Raw genomic sequence first — 17,787 nt, forward strand, 5'->3', positions numbered from 1 at the left:
TCACGACTTGCGGTGCTCGCCTTCGTCGTCGGTGACCTCGAACTGTTCCTTGCGCACCTTGCCGGAGACCGTGTGGTCCTCGGTGACGGTCTCGGTCTTGAGCCTCGCCCGCTCCACCGCGACGGTTTCCTTGTTCACCACCGGTTTCTCGGCGTGGAGCACGACTTCCTGTTCGTCCTCGGCGATCTCGGCGCGCTCACCGCGCGGGTTCGTGATCGGCTCGCGTTCGATGCGCACCTCCTCGTGGCTGACCGGAACGGTGACCTGCTGTTCCTCGGTGACGACGTACTTGCGCAGCCGGACGTGTCCGGTCTCGACCTGCTCGGTGCCGACGTTCAGCCGCTCCTCGGACCGCGTCATGGCGGCGTCCCGGTTCTTCCTGCCGGTGTCCGCTCCCTTGTCCGTGCCCGCCCTGGTCCGGCCGGCGTCGCCCCGGCCCTGTGCCCGGTCGTCCATCCGGCCGTCCGGCGAGGTCCGCGGCATCGGCAGCCCGTAGTGCTGATAGAGCCGCGCGCTCTCCTCGGCCGACAGATGGCCGTCAGCCTCGATCCGGGGTGCGTCGGTGACCGCTTCCTTGTCGACGCGGACGTGCACGCCGTCCCGGTCCGTGTGCGCTCCGGAGAGTGGGACGAAACTTTCCTTGGTACCGAACAGGCCCGTCTTGACGGTGATCCATTCCGGCTGGCGCGTCGCGTCGGCGAGGTAGACGTTGCCCACCTTGCCGAGCTTGTTGCCGGTCGGGTCGACCACGGCACTGTCGATGAGTTCCTGCGGCTGCATGGTCTTCGCCATCGGTCCCGCTCCTTTCGGAAGATGCCTGCTGAGACACCCACCGTCGAACGGGCCGGTGATCATGGCAACCGTCGTGGTGCACCTGTGGGTGACCCCGGAAAGTGGTGGTTTGAAGCCGCGATCGCGGGCTAGGAGCGGCGTGTCGCCGCAGGTGAAAGGGAGTGCCGGTGGGGTGACCGGCAGTCGTGGGGGATGGCGCGAACGTGTGGTCCCGAAAATCGGATGCGGTGCGCTCCGGACCTGACCTACCCTCGTGATCGTGATGCAGCAACTGCTGTTCCTCTGAGGAACGACGCCTCCACCGGTGCCGCGAGCCGCGGTACCGGAGTTCGTTCTTCCTGCTCATCACTTTCACCGGAGGCAGTTCCTTCATGTCATCCCCTCTTTCGTCCGCGCCCGTGCGCGCGGCGCACGTCCGCCTGTCCGGCGTCCATCTGTCCTTCGGGGGACGGCCGGTCCTCGCCGGGGTCGACCTTGTCGCCGCCGCCGGCGAGCGTGTCGCCATCGTCGGGGAGAACGGTCGCGGCAAGACCACACTTCTCCGGGTGCTCGCCGGTGACCTGGCCGCCGACCGCGGCGAAGTGCACCGTTCCGGTTCGGCCGGCGTCGCCGACCAGCAGATCCCGCTCGGGGCGACCGACACCGTCGGCGCGTTGATCGACCTCGAACTGGCCGCCGTCCGCGGCGCGCTGGCCCGGCTCGAGGCCGCCACCGAGGCACTCAGCGACGGACGTCCCGGAGCCGACGACGCCTTCGCCGCCGCACTCGAAGAAGCCGAAGCCCTCGACGCGTGGGACGCCGACAGACGTGTCGAAGTGTCACTGGCGGCCTTGAACGCCGTCGACGACCGCGACCGTCCACTCGGAACACTGTCGGTCGGGCAGCGGCACCGGGTCCGGCTGGCCTGCCTGCTCGGCGCCGGGCACCCGGTCCTGCTGCTCGACGAGCCGACCAACCATCTCGACGCGGCGGGGCTCGACCATCTGACCGAGCGGTTGCGCGCGCATCCGGGCGTGGTCGTCCTGGTCAGCCATGACCGGGCCCTGCTCGCGGACGTCGCCACCACGGTGATCGACCTCGACCCGTCGAGCGACGGACGGCCGCGCGTTTATGGCGGCGGGTACGCGGCTTATGTCGAGGCCCGTCGAGCCGAACGCGCCCGCTGGGAATCGGCGCACGCCGACCAGATCGCCGAGCGGCAACGGCTGGCCGACGACCTGTCCGCGGCGCGGAACCGGTTGCGGGACAACTGGCGGCCGCCCAAGGGCACCGGCAGGCACGTCCGCGCCACACGCGCACCCGGGCTGGTCCGCGCGGTCCACCGGCGGCAGGAAGAACTGGCCGAGCACGTGGTCGCCGTTCCGCCGCCACCCGCCCGGTTCGCCATGCCCGAGCTACCGGCGCACGGAGGCGCGACGCTCCTCCGTGCCGCCGGGGTGACGGTGGCCGGGCGACTCGCGCGTCCGGTGGATCTGGCGCTGGAAAGCGGCGACCGGCTGGTCGTCACCGGCCGCAACGGCGCGGGTAAGTCGACGCTCCTGTCCGTGCTGGCCGGGGAGCTGGAGCCGGGGACCGGCACGGTCACGCGTTCGCGGTCCGCGCGGATCGGCAGGCTGGGCCAGGAATCCGAGCTGCCGGGCAGGCGGACGGCGATGGAGCTGTACGACGAACAGCTCGCCAGGACCGGGATCCCCGGGCCGGGGCTGGGCGAGCTGGGCCTGCTCGCCGGCTACGACCGGCACCGGCCGGTGGCCGAACTGTCGGTCGGCGCGCGGCGGCGGCTGGACCTGGCGCTGGTACTGGCTCGCCGTCCGCACGTCGTGTTGCTTGACGAGCCGACCAACCACCTGTCCGCCGCCCTCGTCGACGAGCTGACCGCCGCACTCGAAACGACCCCGGCCGCGGTGGTGATCGCCACGCACGACCGGCAGTTGTCGCGGGACACGGAGTCCTGGCCGAGGCTCGCGTTGTGAGCCGTCAATCGCGGTGGGCGAGGGTGTAGCGCACGGTCTGCGCGAGCACCACGCTCCCGTCGTGCTCGCGGAGTGGTTCGAGCTCCGCGAGCACGGCCTGGCGCACGGCGTCGAGGCGGTCTTCCGGGATCAGCTCCCAGAACATCCGCTGGCCGTGCGACCAGGACCAGGTGATCCAGTGCCCGGGGTCGGCGAACTTCACCGGATAGACGCGTTCCACGGACGTGACATCGGTGAAGCCCGCCGACTCCACGGCCTGGCCGAATCCTTCGATGGTGGCGAACAGTCCCGCCCTTACGGCCAGTGTCCAGGCCAGTTCCGGCGGAACGAACGGTTTGAACACCTCGCGCACGGCCGCCCACCGGGGATCGTCCGCGCCGAACGTGGTGACGCCCAGTCGGCCGCCGGGTGCGAGGAGGCGACGCCAGGACCGCAGACCGGCGACCGGGTCCGGCAGGAAGAAGACCACGAACGACGCGAGCACGACATCGAAGGCGGCGTCGTCCAGTGTCGGTTCTTGGGCGTCCATAAGGGAAACCGAGGCGTTGACTCCGCGCGCCTCGATGTCCTTCGCGGTGCGCTCGACCATTTCCGCGGAAAGGTCGATACCCAGCACCGATCCTTGCGGGCCGACCCGCTCGGCCGCCGGGAAGAGCACCGCGCCCCGTCCACAGCCGACATCCAGCAAGCGCTCACCGGGGACGAGCCCGGCCCGGTCGAGCAGTTCGGTGGCGAACGCGCCGAAGAAGTCGACGCCGAGCGCGTCGTAGGTCTCCGCCGTCCGGTCGAACAGCCGCGCCATCGCCTGCCGGGTGTAAGCGCTCATGCGCAGGACGATGACGCGGTGAAAACGGTGTTGTCAAACGGATGCGGGAGATTTGTCACGCCGCTCCGGGCGATTATGCCCGAAATGTGCGCCGGGGTGCCGGTTTCTTGTGCCGACACACACGCTCGACGAAGCACAGCGCCGATACCGGTGGTTTCGCGTGATCGAACGGACGACACGCGTGATCCGGTGGACGACACGCGTGACTGGACGGACGACACGCGCATGGCCAGGGGCCGCCGAGAGTCGTCCGCTCAATCACGCGTGTCGTCCGTCCGATCACGCCTCAGGAGAAGGCGCGGGAGATCTGCGAAAGCACGATGAGACCGCAGATGACCAGGTTCTTGTACTTGTGGTCCACCAGGATGGCCACGAATTCGCGAAGGGTGGCGCTCGGCCAGAAGTACCAGGCCGTCGGCGATCCGATGACCTGCCCGTTCACCTTGGCGCGGCGGGCGGTGAGGGCGGCGCGGAGCACGTGGAAGTTGTTCGTGACCACCGTGCACCGGTAGTCCGCCTTTCGCCGCTCCATGATCTCGGCGCTGAAGGTGAGGTTTTCGAAGGTCGTCCGCGAGCGGTCTTCGAGGAGGATCCGCTCCTTCGGCAGCCCGTTCTCGACCAGGTAGCCGGCCATGGCGTGAGACTCCGGGAGGTCCTCGTCGGGTCCTTGCCCGCCCGAGGTGACCACCATCGGCTCCCGGCCACGGCGGGCTTCGGCGTCGATGACGCGTTTCGCCCGGTTCAGGCGGCTCGCCAGCAGCGGCGGCACCCGGTGCCCGTCGAGCAGTCCCGAGCCCAGCACCACGACGAAGTCCACGCCCTTTTCGGTGCGGATGCGGCCGTAGACGATCGAGTACAGGAGGAAGCAGACGAACAGGAACGAGAAGTAGACGACGAGCCCGTTCAGGATGCCTCGAACGATGTCGAGAGGTTCCCAGGCGAGTTGAGTGACCGTCGCGTTGAAGATGATCAGCGCGCAGACGCCGAGCCCCGTCAGCAGCGAAAGGACGTTGGCCAGCCTTCGTCCCTCGCGGCGGAGCATGGTGATCCCGTTGCAGATCAGGAAGACCGTCAGCGCGAGGACCGTCGGGATGATCAGCAGGATCACGCCGACCGCGACGAACCCCGCCGCCTCGGGCGACACCGAGGCGAGCAGCGCGATGAACGTCACGCCGAGGAACAGCAGCGCGAAGAAGAGGTAGAAGCCGTTCCGCAACCGGCGCCGGTCACGAAGGAAGCTCACCAGGAAAACCGCGCAGCACAAAGCCGCGATGGCGAAGGGGATTGCAGCGGCCTTCACGAGGACTCCAGCCTGGGGACGACGCGGGCGCTCGGGTGTCGGCACGCGGTGCGGCGGCATTCAAACACACGACGGTACGGCGGGGCGCATCCTCCTCGGGTGTGTCGCCTTTCCTAGCCGGAGTGAGTCATCGGGCGCGTTGCACCGGCCGTTCGTCCCATACCGGTTCCGCGGTTTCACGCACGTGTCCGTCCGAGCCGAACACGAGGTACCGATCGAAGGAGCGTGCGAACCACCGGTCGTGTGTCACCGCGATCGTGGTGCCTTCGTAGGCTTCCAACGCCTGCTGCAGCGCTTCCGCCGAGGCGAGGTCGAGGTTGTCGGTCGGTTCGTCCAGGAGCAGGATCGTCGCGCCGCCGATCTCCAGCAGCAGGATCTGGAACCGCGCCTGCTGGCCGCCGGACAGCTTCTCGAACCGCTGGTCGCCCTGTCCGTCGAGTTCGTACCGGCGCAGGATGTTCATCGCGGGCCCGCGGCTTCGCGCGTAGTCGGTCCAGAGGATGTCGACGAGCGTTTTTCCGAGCAGTTCGGGATGGGCGTGTGTCTGCGCGAAGTGGCCGGGCACGACGCGGGCACCGAGTTTCCACAGCCCGTCGTGCGCGACGTCCTCACCCGCCAGCAGCCGCAGGAAATGCGATTTGCCGGAGCCGTTCGAGCCGAGCACCGCGACCCGTTCGCCGTAGAAGACCTCCAGGTCGAAGGGTTTCATCAGGCCGCGGAGTTCGAGCCCTTCGCAGGTGACGGCGCGGACACCGGTCCGGCCGCCGCGCAGGCGCATCGTGATCTTCTGTTCGCGCGGGGGAGCGGCGGGCGCTCCGGCCTCCTCGAACTTCCGCAACCGTGTCTGCGCGGCGTGATAGCGCGACGCCATCTCGTCGCTGCGGGCGGCGTACTGCCGCATGTCGGCCACGAGTTTCTTGAGCTGGGCATGCTTTTCGTCCCAGCGGCGACGGAGTTCCTCGAAGCGCTCGAACCGTTCCGCGCGCGCCTGGTGGTAGCTGTCGAAGCCACCGCCGTGCACCCAGACATCGCCGCCGGCGGGCCCGGGTTCGACGCTGATGATCTTGTTCGCCGCCCGGGCGAGGAGTTCCCGGTCGTGCGAAACGAACAGCACGGTCTTCTGGGTCTCACGCAGCCGCTCTTCCAGCCACTGCTTGCCGGGGACGTCGAGGTAGTTGTCCGGCTCGTCGAGCAGGAGCACGCCGGATCCGCCGAGGAGCAGCGCCTCCAGCACCAGCCGCTTCTGTTCGCCGCCGGACAGCGTGCGCACCTCGCGCCAGCGCGCCTTTTCGTACGGCAGGTTGAGCGCCGCCGTCGTGCACTTGTCCCACACGACTTCGGCTTCGTAGCCGCGAGCGTCACCCCAATCGCCGAGCGCCTGTGCGTACGCCATCTGGTTCGCTTCGTCGTCGCGTTCCATCAAGGCGAGTTCGGTGTCGTCGACCGCGCGGGCGGCGGCGCGGAGCGACTCCGGCGACACCGACACGAGCAGATCCCGTACCGTCCGTTCGTCGCGCACGGAGCCGACGAACTGGGGCATCACCCCGAGCCCGCCACTGATGGTCACCGAGCCGCCGGTGGGGGACAGCTCCCCCGAGATCAGCCGGAGCAACGTCGTCTTGCCCGCCCCGTTGGCCCCGACGAGCGCGCAGACGCTGCCCTCTCCGACCCGGAACGAGACGTCGTCGAGGAGCAGTCGCCCGTCGGGCAGGTGGTACTCGACGTGCGCGACCTCGACGTGACCCATTTCGACAGACTGCCCGCGTCCTCGGGAATCACGCAACGCAATATCTCCGGTAGTGTCGGTGACGTGGAGCGAACCTACTTCGGCGTGCGGCTCAAGCTGATGCTTGCGCTGTTCCTGCCCGAGTTGTTCGTCGTGCTCCCGGTCGTCGGCGGGATCAACCCGCTGAGCCTGGCCACCGCGCTGACGGCGTCGGTCGCGGTCGCCAACCCGCTCGGCCTCGCCGCCGCCCTGACCGCGTCACTCGTCGCCGTCCTGCTGGCGCTTGCGGCGCACTTCCGCCTGGAACCGGCGGCCGCCGCGATGCGGGTGCGCGCCGTCAGCCTGCGCGAACGCGCGCAGCTGTTCTTGAGCCTGCGCGATCCCGACGCGCGTGGCCGCGTGCGGCCCCGAGCTCCGTCACTGGGCATCGCGGCTGCCTGACCTTCCGTTCGAAGGTGAGGCAGTCACTCCTGCCCACACACCTTCGACCGACGGAGTGACCTGGTCATGTTCGATGTCTTCCTGTACCCCGTTTCCGCCATTCTCTGGTTCTGGCACACGGTTTTCGGCGCCATTGCGAGTCCGGACTCCGGCGTGGCCTGGGTGCTTTCCATCGTGTTCCTCGTCTTCACCCTGCGCCTGCTGCTGGTCAAACCCGCCCTCGGCGCGCTGCGCGCGGGCCGCCGCATGCAGGCGCTCGCTCCGCGGATGCGGCAGCTCAAGGAGAAGTACGGCAAGGATCGCGGGCGGATGGCGGAAGAGATCCGGAAACTGCACACCGAAACCGGGGCGAACCCGCTGGGCGGTTGCCTCCCGGCGCTGATCCAGCTGCCGGTGTTCCTGTCCCTGTACTGGGTTTTGCGCGATTTCACCCCGGGTGCGCAGTCGAATCACGTGTTCGACCACGCCGGGGTGCGATCGTTCTTGAACGCCGACCTCTTCGGCGCGAAGCTCGGCAACTGGCTTTCCCAGCCGGCGGCGGAGCTGGCCGCGTTCGGCACGGATCACGTCCACATGATCGCCGTCGGGGTGCCGCTGATGCTGGTCGCGAGCCTGGCCACGTTCTTCTCCCTGCGCTCGGGACTCGCCCGGCAGACCGCGGCCGCCCCCGAGACGGCGGGGATCACCAAACTGATGATGTACCTGGCGCCGGTCGGCATGCTGGTCTCGGGAGCGTTCTTCCCGGTGCCGATCGGGGTGCTGCTGTACTTCCTGGCCACCAACGTGTGGACGCTGGGACAGCAGCATTTCCTCACCAAGATCGTCGACAGGGAGGAGGAGACCGGTAGCCGGGCCGCGATCGAGTAGCGGACTGTCGGCCAGATCACCCGGAACAAGGCGAAGAACTGTTCGGTACCGGCGTGTCGGGCAAAGCCCGATGGGGAATCATCGCGCTCGCCCGGGAACTGTTCCCGGGCGGGTGGGTGTTCCCGGCGCCGTCCGGCGCCGGGAACGCGTTCGCAGATGACGCCCGGTGATCGACGCGGAGTCCTCGGCCAGTGCCGACGGCGTGCCCTCGAACACCACCGTCCCGCCCTCGGCTCCCGCGCCCGGCCCGATGTCGATGACATGGTCGGCGTGCGCGATCACCCGTTGGTCGTGTTCGATCAGGACGAGCGTCGCGCCGCCGTCGACGAGTTCGTCGCAGAGGGCGAGCAACCGGTCGACGTCGCTGCCGTGCAGTCCGGCGGTGGGTTCGTCGAGGACCAGGCGCAGCTCGTCCGCGGGGCCGGCGTCGGCGAGATGGCGGGCGAGCAGCAGCCGCTGCCGCTCGCCGCCGGACAAGGTGTCGAGGCTCTGACCGATGGTCAGGTAACCGAGCCCGACCCGGTCCAGCCAGCGCAACCGCTGAGCGGTCGCGGGGTGTTCGCCGAAGAGCGCGGCGGCGTCCGCCGGGTTCATCGCCAGGACGTCGGCGATGGTCCGCCCGTTCAAGCGGGCGGCGAGCGCGTCCGGGTTGAACCGGGTGCCGCCACAGGCGTCGCAGCCGGTCTGAACGTCGTCGAGGAACGCCAGATCGGTGATGATGACGCCCTTTCCCTTGCAGACCGGGCACGCGCCGCGGCCGTTGGCGCTGAACCACGACGGATGTTTCCCGGTGGCCTTCCCGAAAGCTTCGCGAATGGGCTCGGCGACACCCAGCACCGTGGCGGGCGTGGAACGGATGCCACCGCGCAGCGGGGCCTGGTCGACGACGACGAAATCGGGATGTTGCCGGGGGAGTTCGCCCGTGATCAGGGTGCTCTTGCCGGAACCGGCGACCCCCGAGACGACGGTCAGGACGCCGAGCGGCACGTCGACGGTGACGTCACGCAGGTTGTGGCTGCGGGCGCCGGAGATCGTCACGACGCCGCGCGCGGCGCGCGTCTGATCCCGGAAGTGAAGCGGGGTACCGAGAATCCGCCCGGTCTCGGTGCCGGCCGCGACGAGTTCTCCGGGACTGCCTTCGAACTGGATCCGCCCGCCGCCGTCACCGCCGCCGGGCCCGAGATCGATGACGTGATCCGCGGCCGCGATGACCGCGGGATGGTGCTCGACCACGAGGATCGTGTTGTGCGCGTCCCGGAGTTCGGCCAGCAGTTCGAGGAGACGGTGCACGTCGTGCGGGTGCAGACCGGTGCTGGGCTCGTCGAACACGTAACAGACGTCGCTGAGCGCGCTGCCGAGATGGCGCACGATCTTGACGCGCTGGGCTTCGCCGCCGGACAGCGTTCTCGACTCCCTGGACAGGCTGAGGTAACCGAGACCGACCGAGTCCAGGGCGTCGAGCCGTTCACGGATCGCCTGCAGCAGTGGTGCCACCGACGGATCGCACACTTTCGCGACGACGTCCCGCAATTCGCCGATCGGCAGCGCCGACCAGTCCGCGATGGAGCGCCCGTCGATCAGGCTGCCGCGCGCCGCCTCGGAAAGGCGGGTTCCCGCGCACTCCGGGCAGACGCAGCGGGTGACCACTCCGGCGAGCCCTTCCTGTTCCTCGGCCGTGAGCCGCGACGGCGTCTTGCGCAGGTACGTGTCACGCAACCGAGGGACGATCCCGTCGAAGAGACCGTGCTTGGGATAGTCGGGACCGGGGGAGTCGAGGGGGAGTCCTTCGGCGTGCAACAGGGTTTCGACCGTCGTCGCCGGTAGGCGTTCCCAGGTGACATCGGGGTCGACGAGTCCGGAGTGGACGAGCCGTTTCCACCGATACGTCCCGGGAGCGAACGTCGGGAAGCGCACGGCACCTTCGCGCAGGCTGCGCGAGCGATCGATCAGCCGGTCGAGATCGATCTCGTCGACCACGCCGAGCCCTTCGCAACGCGGGCACATCCCGACCGGATCGTTGAACGAGTAGGCGGGCGAAAACCCCGCGTTCGGTTCGCCGACGCGCGAGAAGAGCAGGCGGAGCAGCGGCGCGATGTCGCTCGCCGTACCCACGGTGGACCGCGCGTTGCCGGTGAACCGCCGCTGATCGACGATCGTGGTGAACACCAGCCCGTCGATCCGGTCGACGTCGGCGGGCGGATGCTGGGGCAGCCGGTTCCGCACGAAGGCGGGGTAGCTGCCGGTGACCAGCCGTTCGGCTTCGGCCGCGATCGTGTCGAAGGCCAGCGACGACTTCCCGGACCCGGACACGCCGGTGAACACCGTCAGCCGGTGTTTCGGCACCCGCACCGAAACGTCGCGGAGGTTGTGCGTGCGGGCGCCTTCCACGGTGATCCACCGGCCACGGTCAGCTTGAACTTTCACCATGAACCGAGGTTACGATGAGATGTGGCCGGTTTTCGGCCACAACTATCTGGAGGCGTCGTGACGGCACCACGGGAACGGATGCTGCGGCTGTTGTCGCTCCTGCAGTCCGGCCGGGCGTGGCCCGCCGCCGAACTCGCGACGGCCATGGAAGTCCCGCCGCGCACGCTTCGCCGGGACATCGACCACCTTCGCGGTCTGGGCTACCCCGTGGAGAGCAGCCGAGGCCCTGGCGGCAACTACCGGTTCGTCGCGGGAACCGCGCTGCCGCCGCTCATGCTGGAACACGACGAGGCGATCGCCACCGTGCTCGGGTTGCGGCTCGCCGCGGCGGGCGGCACCGGAGTCGACCTGACCGCCGAATCGGCCGACCGCGCCGCGGCGAAACTCCGGCGCGTCCTGCCGGCGGCACTGCGCAGGCGGACCGACGAAATGCTCGCCGCGGTCGAGTTCGGGAGCGGAGAGCAGCCGCGGGTCACCCAAGATGTCCTGAACGTCCTCGCCGCGGCGATCGCGGCTCGCCGGTGCCTTGAGTTCGCGTACACGGCGAAAGACGGCCCGTCGTCACGGACGGTCGAGCCGATGCGCCTCGTCCAGCTCGGCAAGCGGTGGTATCTGTACGCGTGGGACCTCGGCAGGCGGGACTGGCGGAGCTTCCGCCTCGACCGCATCGCCGGGCCGAAGACGACGGAGGTGGCGTTCGAACCGCGTGAGCTCCCGGTCGACGACGTCGCGGCTCACCTCCAGGACCGCTTTCACAGCCCGAAATCGCTCCGGATCACGCTGACCCTGGATGTCGGCGCGGACGAGGCCGCGGCCCGGCTGCATCGGGTCGACGGGAGTCTCGAAGCCTTGGGCGACGACAGGTGCCGGTACGTCGCCCATGTCGACTCCTTCGAGTGGCTGGCCGTCGTTCTCCTGCTCACCGACATCGGGTTCACGGTGGAGGAACCCGCGGAATTCGGCGAGTACCTCGCGCGGACGGGGGAGCGGCTGATGCGGGGGAGCGGCGCGTCTCGTGAATGGTAAGGACGGTTAGAACCGTCCTTACCACTCACGAGGGGTGGGGCCACTGCTGGCCGCGCGTCCAGGAGTCCAGCACCATGAGCGTCTTCGTGCCCGTCACCTGGTGATGCCGCCGGATCTCGTCGATGGTCTGCTGCAGGTGGCCCATGTCCCGCACCCGCAGCCAGACGAGCGCGTCGGGATCGCCGGCGATGGTGAACACCGCCTGGGCCTCGGGCATCCGGGTGGTGGTGCGGACGATCTCGCCGACCTTGGTGGTCCCGGTGAACCGCAGTTCGGTGAACGCCTCGATGGCCCAGCCGAGTTTGGCGTGGTCGATCTGGACGGTGTAGCCGACGATGACACCGTTCTCCTGCATGCGGTCGATCCGGCGTTTGACGGCCGCGGTCGACAGCGTGACACGGGCCCCGATGTCGCCCAGTGTGCGCCGGGCGTCCTCCCGCAGCAGTTCGAGGATCTCGCGATCGGTCTCGTCGATGAGCTGGTCCGCCATGGGCCAGGATGGTACGCAGACGCAACGGATCTCGGCTACCGGAGAAGATGGGCCGGATTTTTTGCGTGCCGGGTGCCAATAGACTGCCGCCTGTTGCGGCGGCCCGCGAGGTCGGGTCTCCTGTCGTGACGTCGTGGGGGTGCCGAAGGAGGCAGGTCTGGTGGAGCAGTTCACGTTGGAGGACCGGTATCTGCGGGAGGACGGCACCGTCTACCTCAGCGGCGTCCAGGCCCTGGTCCGGATGCTGTTCGACCGGGTGCGGCACGACCGCGCCGCCGGGGCCTCACCTGCCGTGTTCGTCTCGGGTTACGAAGGATCCCCGCTCGCCGGGTACGACCTCGAGCTCGGCCGCCGCTCCGTCCTGCTCGAGAAGCACGACGTCGTGCACCGCCCCGGCCTGAACGAGGAGATCGCCGCGACGGCCGTCATGGGCAGCCAGCTCACCGCGTCGGTCGGCTCGTCCCGCGGCGGGGTCACCGGATTCTGGTACGGCAAGGCACCCGGCCTGGACCGCGCGACGGACGCCCTGCGGCACGCCAATCTCGCGGGCACCGATCCGGCGGGCGGCGCGGTGGCGCTGGTCGGCGACGACCCGAACGCCAAATCCTCCTCGGTGCCGTGCGCCTCGGAGCTCGCATTGGCCGACCTGGCCATGCCGGTGTTCTTCCCGTCCGATTCCCAAGACGTGCTGGACTTCGGCCTGCACGCGGTCGAACTGTCCAGGGCGAGCGGGCTGTGGTCGTCGATGAAACTCGTGGCGAACGTGGCCGACGCCGCGAGCACCGCCCACGTCCGCCCGCGGTGGACGGCGCCGGAGCTGGCGCTGCCCGCGTACCGGCACAAGCCCAGCTCCCGGCTGCTCGGCACCACGCTGATGGCGCTCGAACGCAGCCTGTACACCGAACGCCTGCCGCTGGCCGTCGAGTATGTGCGCGCGAGCGGGGTCAACCGGATCGTCCACGAAGGACCCGCGGACCGCGTCGGCATCGTCACCGCCGGAAAGTCCTATTTGGACCTCATGCAGGCGCTGCGGCTGCTCGGCCTGGACGCCGAAGCGTTGTCCCGGCACGGCATCCGGATCCTCAAACTCGGCGTGATCCACCCACTCGAACCGTCGATCGTCCGCCGGTTCGCCGACGGCCTGAGCGAGATCGTCGTGGTGGAGGAAAAGCGTTCCTTCGTGGAGTCGGCGATCAAGGAGGTGCTGTACGGCACCACCGGCGCGCCCGCCGTGTACGGCAAGACCGGCCCGGACGGCCGCACGCTGTGCACCGAACTCGGCGAGCTCGACCCGGACGCCGTCGCCAGGGTGCTGGCCGCCCGGTTGAGCGACCACCACGAGATCCCCTCGGTGACCGCGTGGCGGCAGCGGCGCCGCCGTGAACGCATCTCGGTGCCGTTGCTGACCAGGACGCCGTATTTTTGCTCCGGCTGCCCGCACAACTCGTCGACCAAGGTGCCCGAGGGAACCGTGGTGGGCGGCGGGATCGGTTGCCACGCCATGGCGCTGTTCATGGAACCGGAACAGGTCGGGGACGTGGTCGGCCTGACCCAGATGGGTGGCGAGGGCGCGCAGTGGCTCGGGATGGAGCCGTTCGTCGACGCCTCGCATTTCGTGCAGAACATCGGTGACGGCACATTCACCCATTCCGGCAGCCTCGCCGTCCGGGCGGCGGTTGCCGCCGGGGTGAACATCACCTACAAGATCCTCTACAACGCGACCGTCGCGATGACCGGCGGGCAGGACGCCGTCGGCGGGCTCTCGGTGGACCGGCTGGCGTCGTTGCTGCTGGTCGAAGGCGTCGCCAAGGTGATCATCACCAGTGACGAACCGAAGCGGCTCCGCGGTGCCCGTCTGCCTGACGGCGTCGAGGTCCGGCATCGCGACGAATTGCTGGCCACACAAGAGGAATTGGCCCGCGTTCCCGGCGTCACGGTGCTCATCCACGACCAGGAATGCGCCGCCGAGAAGCGCCGCAAACGCCGTCGCGGCAAACTGGAAACCCCCGCCACCAAAGTCGTGATCAACGAGCGGGTGTGCGAGGGCTGCGGCGACTGCGGCGAGAAGTCGAACTGCCTGTCGGTGCAGCCGGTGAGCACCGAGTTCGGCCGCAAGACCACGATCCACCAGTCTTCGTGCAATGTGGACTATTCGTGCCTGGCGGGGGACTGCCCGTCGTTCATGACGGTGGTGCCCACCGGGCGCAAGCACCGGGCGCGGCTCGCGGACATCACCGCGGCCGAACTGCCCGAGCCCGAGACCTCCGGCACCGACTTCACCGTCCGGATCACCGGGGTCGGCGGGACCGGTGTGGTGACCGTCGCGCAGATCCTCGCCACGGCCGCCGTGATCGAAGGCAAGCAGGTCCGGACACTGGACCAGACGGGGCTCGCGCAGAAGGGCGGCGCCGTCGTCTCGGATCTGAAGATCACCGCCGACCCGACGCCGCAGGCCCCGAAACTCGCGGCCGGGGAATGCGATCTCTACCTGGCCTGTGACGTCCTCGTCGGCGCGGACCCCGCGAATCTGACGGTGACCGACTCCGGCCGGACCACGGCCGTGGTCTCCACGACCGAGGTGCCGACCGGCCGGATGGTCGTCGACACCACCGTTTCGTTCCCCGACGCCGCGGCGGTGCGGAGCGCGATCTCCGACAGCGCGGCGCGGACCGTGGCGCTCGACGCGCGGGCACTGGCGGAAACCCTGTTCGACGACGACCAGTTCGCCAACATCCTCCAGCTCGGCGCGGCTCACCAGACCGGCGCCATTCCGCTGGGCGCGGCCAGCGTCGAACGCGCGATCGCACTCAACGGGGTCGCCGTCGCGGGCAACCTCCAGGCGTTCCGGCGCGGCAGGCAGCTCGTCGCCGATCCCGACGGGCTCCAGGCCGCGATCGCCCCGCCCGCCGTCGCCGCGACCCCCGCCCCGTCGGCCGCCACGCTGCGTGCCCGCGCGCTCGTCCAGGCCGAGCCAGGGTCGGAACTCGCGCGGCTGCTGGACATCCGTGTGCCCGAACTCGTCCGGTACCAGAACGTGCGGTATGCGCGGGAGTACGCCGAGTTCGTCGAGCGGATTCGGGTCCTGGAAGGGGATTCGACCGCCATCACCGAAGCGGTGGCGCGAAACCTGCACAAACTGATGGCCTACAAGGACGAGTACGAGGTCGCCCGCCTGTCGCTCGATCCCGCCGTGCTCGCCGGGATCGAGGCGGAGTTCGGCGTCGGCAGCCGGTACGCCTACCGTCTGCACCCGCCCGTGCTCCGCGCGCTGGGAATGAAGCGGAAGATCGCGCTGGGTCCGAAGTTCCGCCCGGTGTTCGTCGCGCTGCGTGCCGCGAGGAAACTGCGCGGCACCCGCTGGGACCCGTTCGGCAAGGCCCATGTCCGGAAGGTGGAGCGGGAACTCGTCTGGCAGTACCGGGAAACGATCCTCACCGCTTTCGGCGCCGAGGGCACGGACCGGGGCAGGCTCCTGGCGCTGGCCGAACTGCCCGATCTGGTCCGCGGTTACGAGGACGTCAAACTGGCGAACGTCGAGGCTTACCGGCGGGAACAGACCGCGCTCCTCACCGACCTCGTGCAGGGGGAACGGCTCGGCGCGAGCACCTGACGGCCGGAATTTGTCGCCGTGGTGCGCTTTTTTGTATTTCCGGACGACGTTTCCGGCGGCGAGACCGCCGGGTCGTTCGGGTGCATTACTGTCGCTTCGGGGTCCGCGCATGACACACCACTGATCGGGATCGGGGAGTCATCGTGATGAGGAATCGTGTGCCCGTGGCGCGAAGACGGGTCTTTTCGCTGGTAGCGGCACTTGTCGTGGTCGCCGGCGCGGCGACGGGGACCGCGCAGGCCACCCCGGTGGGGCCGGTGGATCTCGGGACGTTGCCCGGGGACGACGAGAGCACGGTCCTGGCGGTCAACGAGGTGGGGGAGATGGTCGGGCTGTCACTGGCGGGCCCGGCCCCGAAACGCAGTCATCCGGTCCGGTGGGACGCCACCGGCCAGATCATGGCGCTGCCGACGCCGGGCGGCACCGAGGGGCAGGTCCGTGCCATCAACGGCCTCGGGGTGTCCGCCGGTTACGTACTGACCGCGACCACCGCCGTGCCTGCCCGCTGGGACGCCGCGGGCCAGGCGACCCTGTTGCAGCTTCCGCCCGGCTATCACAACGCCACCGCGTGGGCGATCAGCGACACCGACGTCGTCGTCGGGAGCTGGCTGACGCCGGACGACCGATACCACGGGTTCCGCTGGGATCCGGATGGCGTGGTGACGGACCTCGGGACGTTGCCCGGCGAGACCTGGAGCATGGCCGACGGCATCTCCGCCGACGGCACCATCGTCGTCGGCAGCGCCGTTCGCTCCGCGGCGAACCAGGCCGTGCGGTGGGTGGACGGCGGGCCGATCACCGAACTGGCGCCGCAGAGTGTGAGCAGCGGGGCGAGCCGGATCAACGGGGACGGCGTGGCCGCCGGATCCTTCCGCGTGACCAGTAGCGGGCCCCCGGTCCCGGCGAAGTGGGATCGGGACGGCGTGCTCCATCCGCTGGACTGGCCCAGCCCTCACTCCGTCTGGATCTACGGGATCGGCTCCACCGGCTATGTGGTCGGTTCCGGCTACCTGAACCCGCCTCGCCGATCGGCCCTGATCTGGGACCTCGACGGCGACGTCGCCGCGCTGCCTGACGACGGGCTCGGCGCCGACGCCGAATCGGTGAACGCCCACGGCACCGTGGCAGGCACTTTCCGGAGCCAGGCGACTGTCTGGTTCCTCGACGGCGAACGCAGGCAGCTCGGCACGCTGCCCGGCGGCACCCGCTCGCAGGGGTACCGGATCACCGACAACGGCCGTGTGGTCGGAACCGCCTCCAACGCCGCCGGAAAGTCCCGCGCGGTGTACTGGACGCTCGGCTAGCGGCCCGGAGCCGCCGAATATCCACTGGACGGCACCACGAGACTCGGTGTGGGAACACCTCAATCGAGCGAAGGAAGCCGTCTTGGGCAGTACGCCGGATCTCGGCCCGCCACCGCGGCGGATCACCGTCGACGTGGCACAGGTGCGCCGTCTGGTCGCCGAGCAGTTCCCGGACTGGGCCGGTCTCCCGGCCCGGCCGGTGGCCGAGTCCGGTTGGGACAACAGGACTTTCCGTCTCGGCGACGAAATGGTGGCGCGGCTGCCGAGCGCCGCCGAATACGCCCTGGCCGTGGACAAGGAGCAACGATGGCTTCCGGTGCTCGCTCCGCGGCTGCCGCTGCCCGTCCCGACCCCGCTGGCGAAGGGGAATCCCGGCGCCGGCTACCCGTTCTCCTGGTCGATCAATCGGTGGCTCCACGGCGAACCCGCGAGCGCGGACGGGATCTCCGACCCGGTGCGCTTCGCTCTCGAGCTGGCGGGTTTCCTGGAGGCGTTGCGGAACATCGATGCCGCGGACGGCACTCAGCCGGGTAAGCACAACTGGTTCCGCGGTGGCACCCTGCGCACCTTCGACCCGCTCGCCGAGCGCGCGCTCACGGCGCTGGACGGCGAAATCGACGTCGGCCCGGCCCGCGACCTCTGGAAGTCGGCGCTGGACGTTCCCTGGGACGGCGTCGATCGGTGGTTCCACGGCGACGTCGCGCAGGGGAATCTTCTGCTCGACGGCGGGCGACTGGCGGCCGTGATCGATTTCGGTACCTGCGGAGTCGGCGATCCGTCCTGCGACCTGGCCATCGCCTGGACCTTGCTGACAGCCGACGGCAGGCGGGCGTTCCGAGAGCGGCTTTCGATCGACGGCCCGGAATGGGAGCGTGGGCGTGGTTGGGCGCTGTGGAAGACCCTGGTCACCTGCGCTCGGACGCGGGGCCGCGCCGACGGCGAAGCGGTGAACGCGCGTCGCGTCTTGGCCGGGATCCTGGCCATTCGCTGATGGCCCGTCGTCGA

Annotated in this window: 13 protein-coding genes; 7 read left to right on the plus strand and 6 right to left on the minus strand. The window is 69.4% G+C overall.

What is annotated here, in order from left to right; genetic code table 11:
* Nucleotides 1–792, minus strand: a complete 792-nt coding sequence (locus tag BLW75_RS00630; protein WP_034315192.1) for a DUF2382 domain-containing protein — start codon at nucleotides 790–792, stop codon at nucleotides 1–3.
* 371 nt (nucleotides 793–1,163) lie between these two features.
* On the opposite strand from BLW75_RS00630, the gene BLW75_RS00635 reads away from it, so the two are divergent.
* Nucleotides 1,164–2,765: an ABC-F family ATP-binding cassette domain-containing protein gene (locus BLW75_RS00635; RefSeq protein ID WP_091596397.1), complete on the plus strand. Its 1,602-nt coding sequence runs from the start codon at nucleotides 1,164–1,166 to the stop codon at nucleotides 2,763–2,765.
* A 4-nt stretch (nucleotides 2,766–2,769) separates the two neighbouring features.
* On the opposite strand, the gene BLW75_RS00640 is transcribed toward BLW75_RS00635, so the two are convergent.
* The 3 genes from BLW75_RS00640 to BLW75_RS00650 all read right to left on the minus strand — a co-directional run bounded on the left by BLW75_RS00640 (nucleotide 2,770) and on the right by BLW75_RS00650 (nucleotide 6,638).
* On the minus strand, nucleotides 2,770–3,591 hold the full coding sequence (locus tag BLW75_RS00640; RefSeq protein ID WP_034315187.1) for a class I SAM-dependent methyltransferase: 822 nt from the start codon (nucleotides 3,589–3,591) through the stop codon (nucleotides 2,770–2,772).
* Nucleotides 3,592–3,877: 286 nt separating this feature from the next.
* A complete protein-coding gene (locus BLW75_RS00645; protein ID WP_091596400.1) occupies nucleotides 3,878–4,891 on the minus strand; it encodes a YdcF family protein in 1,014 nt (337 codons plus the stop codon).
* Nucleotides 4,892–5,018: 127 nt separating this feature from the next.
* Nucleotides 5,019–6,638: an ABC-F family ATP-binding cassette domain-containing protein gene (locus BLW75_RS00650; protein ID WP_034315044.1), complete on the minus strand. Its 1,620-nt coding sequence runs from the start codon at nucleotides 6,636–6,638 to the stop codon at nucleotides 5,019–5,021.
* Between the two features lie 63 nt (nucleotides 6,639–6,701).
* Here BLW75_RS00650 and BLW75_RS00655 point away from each other — a divergent pair, with 63 nt between their 5' ends.
* The gene (locus BLW75_RS00655) at nucleotides 6,702–7,058 is read left to right on the plus strand and encodes a DUF6412 domain-containing protein (RefSeq protein ID WP_034315041.1); all 357 of its coding nucleotides are present in this window, start codon (nucleotides 6,702–6,704) and stop codon (nucleotides 7,056–7,058) included.
* A gap of 66 nt (nucleotides 7,059–7,124) precedes the next feature.
* The gene (gene yidC, locus BLW75_RS00660; protein WP_034315039.1) at nucleotides 7,125–7,925 is read left to right on the plus strand and encodes a membrane protein insertase YidC; all 801 of its coding nucleotides are present in this window, start codon (nucleotides 7,125–7,127) and stop codon (nucleotides 7,923–7,925) included.
* A 78-nt stretch (nucleotides 7,926–8,003) separates the two neighbouring features.
* On the opposite strand, the gene BLW75_RS00665 is transcribed toward yidC, so the two are convergent.
* Complete coding sequence (locus tag BLW75_RS00665) at nucleotides 8,004–10,352, minus strand: excinuclease ABC subunit UvrA (protein ID WP_241783733.1); 2,349 nt, start codon at nucleotides 10,350–10,352, stop codon at nucleotides 8,004–8,006.
* Between the two features lie 57 nt (nucleotides 10,353–10,409).
* Between BLW75_RS00665 and BLW75_RS00670 the strand changes: the two genes are divergently transcribed.
* On the plus strand, nucleotides 10,410–11,378 hold the full coding sequence (locus BLW75_RS00670) for a helix-turn-helix transcriptional regulator (protein WP_241783731.1): 969 nt from the start codon (nucleotides 10,410–10,412) through the stop codon (nucleotides 11,376–11,378).
* Between the two features lie 25 nt (nucleotides 11,379–11,403).
* On the opposite strand, the gene BLW75_RS00675 is transcribed toward BLW75_RS00670, so the two are convergent.
* Nucleotides 11,404–11,868, minus strand: coding sequence for an Lrp/AsnC family transcriptional regulator (locus tag BLW75_RS00675; protein WP_034315034.1), 465 nt, complete (start codon nucleotides 11,866–11,868; stop codon nucleotides 11,404–11,406).
* Nucleotides 11,869–12,028: 160 nt separating this feature from the next.
* On the opposite strand from BLW75_RS00675, the gene BLW75_RS00680 reads away from it, so the two are divergent.
* The 3 genes from BLW75_RS00680 to BLW75_RS00690 all read left to right on the plus strand — a co-directional run bounded on the left by BLW75_RS00680 (nucleotide 12,029) and on the right by BLW75_RS00690 (nucleotide 17,773).
* Nucleotides 12,029–15,478: an indolepyruvate ferredoxin oxidoreductase family protein gene (locus BLW75_RS00680; RefSeq protein ID WP_034315032.1), complete on the plus strand. Its 3,450-nt coding sequence runs from the start codon at nucleotides 12,029–12,031 to the stop codon at nucleotides 15,476–15,478.
* Between the two features lie 146 nt (nucleotides 15,479–15,624).
* Entirely contained in the window at nucleotides 15,625–16,782 is a 1,158-nt protein-coding gene (locus BLW75_RS00685) for an HAF repeat-containing protein (protein WP_091596403.1), read from the plus strand.
* Nucleotides 16,783–16,864: 82 nt separating this feature from the next.
* Entirely contained in the window at nucleotides 16,865–17,773 is a 909-nt protein-coding gene (locus tag BLW75_RS00690; protein WP_034315180.1) for an aminoglycoside phosphotransferase family protein, read from the plus strand.
* Nucleotides 17,774–17,787 lie beyond the last annotated feature (14 nt).

The sequence above is a fragment of the Amycolatopsis lurida genome (genome assembly GCF_900105055.1).
In the GTDB taxonomy this organism is placed as follows: Bacteria; Actinomycetota; Actinomycetes; order Mycobacteriales; family Pseudonocardiaceae; genus Amycolatopsis; species Amycolatopsis lurida.

Coding starts and splice junctions, on each gene's coding strand:
- BLW75_RS00630 (WP_034315192.1), bottom strand. CDS start 792: ATGGCGAAGACCATGCAGCCGCAGGAACTCATCGACAGTGCCGTGGTC.
- BLW75_RS00635 (WP_091596397.1), top strand. CDS start 1,164: ATGTCATCCCCTCTTTCGTCCGCGCCCGTGCGCGCGGCGCACGTCCGC.
- BLW75_RS00640 (WP_034315187.1), bottom strand. CDS start 3,591: ATGAGCGCTTACACCCGGCAGGCGATGGCGCGGCTGTTCGACCGGACG.
- BLW75_RS00650 (WP_034315044.1), bottom strand. CDS start 6,638: ATGGGTCACGTCGAGGTCGCGCACGTCGAGTACCACCTGCCCGACGGG.
- yidC (WP_034315039.1), top strand. CDS start 7,125: ATGTTCGATGTCTTCCTGTACCCCGTTTCCGCCATTCTCTGGTTCTGG.
- BLW75_RS00665 (WP_241783733.1), bottom strand. CDS start 10,352: ATGGTGAAAGTTCAAGCTGACCGTGGCCGGTGGATCACCGTGGAAGGC.
- BLW75_RS00675 (WP_034315034.1), bottom strand. CDS start 11,868: ATGGCGGACCAGCTCATCGACGAGACCGATCGCGAGATCCTCGAACTG.
- BLW75_RS00685 (WP_091596403.1), top strand. CDS start 15,625: ATGAGGAATCGTGTGCCCGTGGCGCGAAGACGGGTCTTTTCGCTGGTA.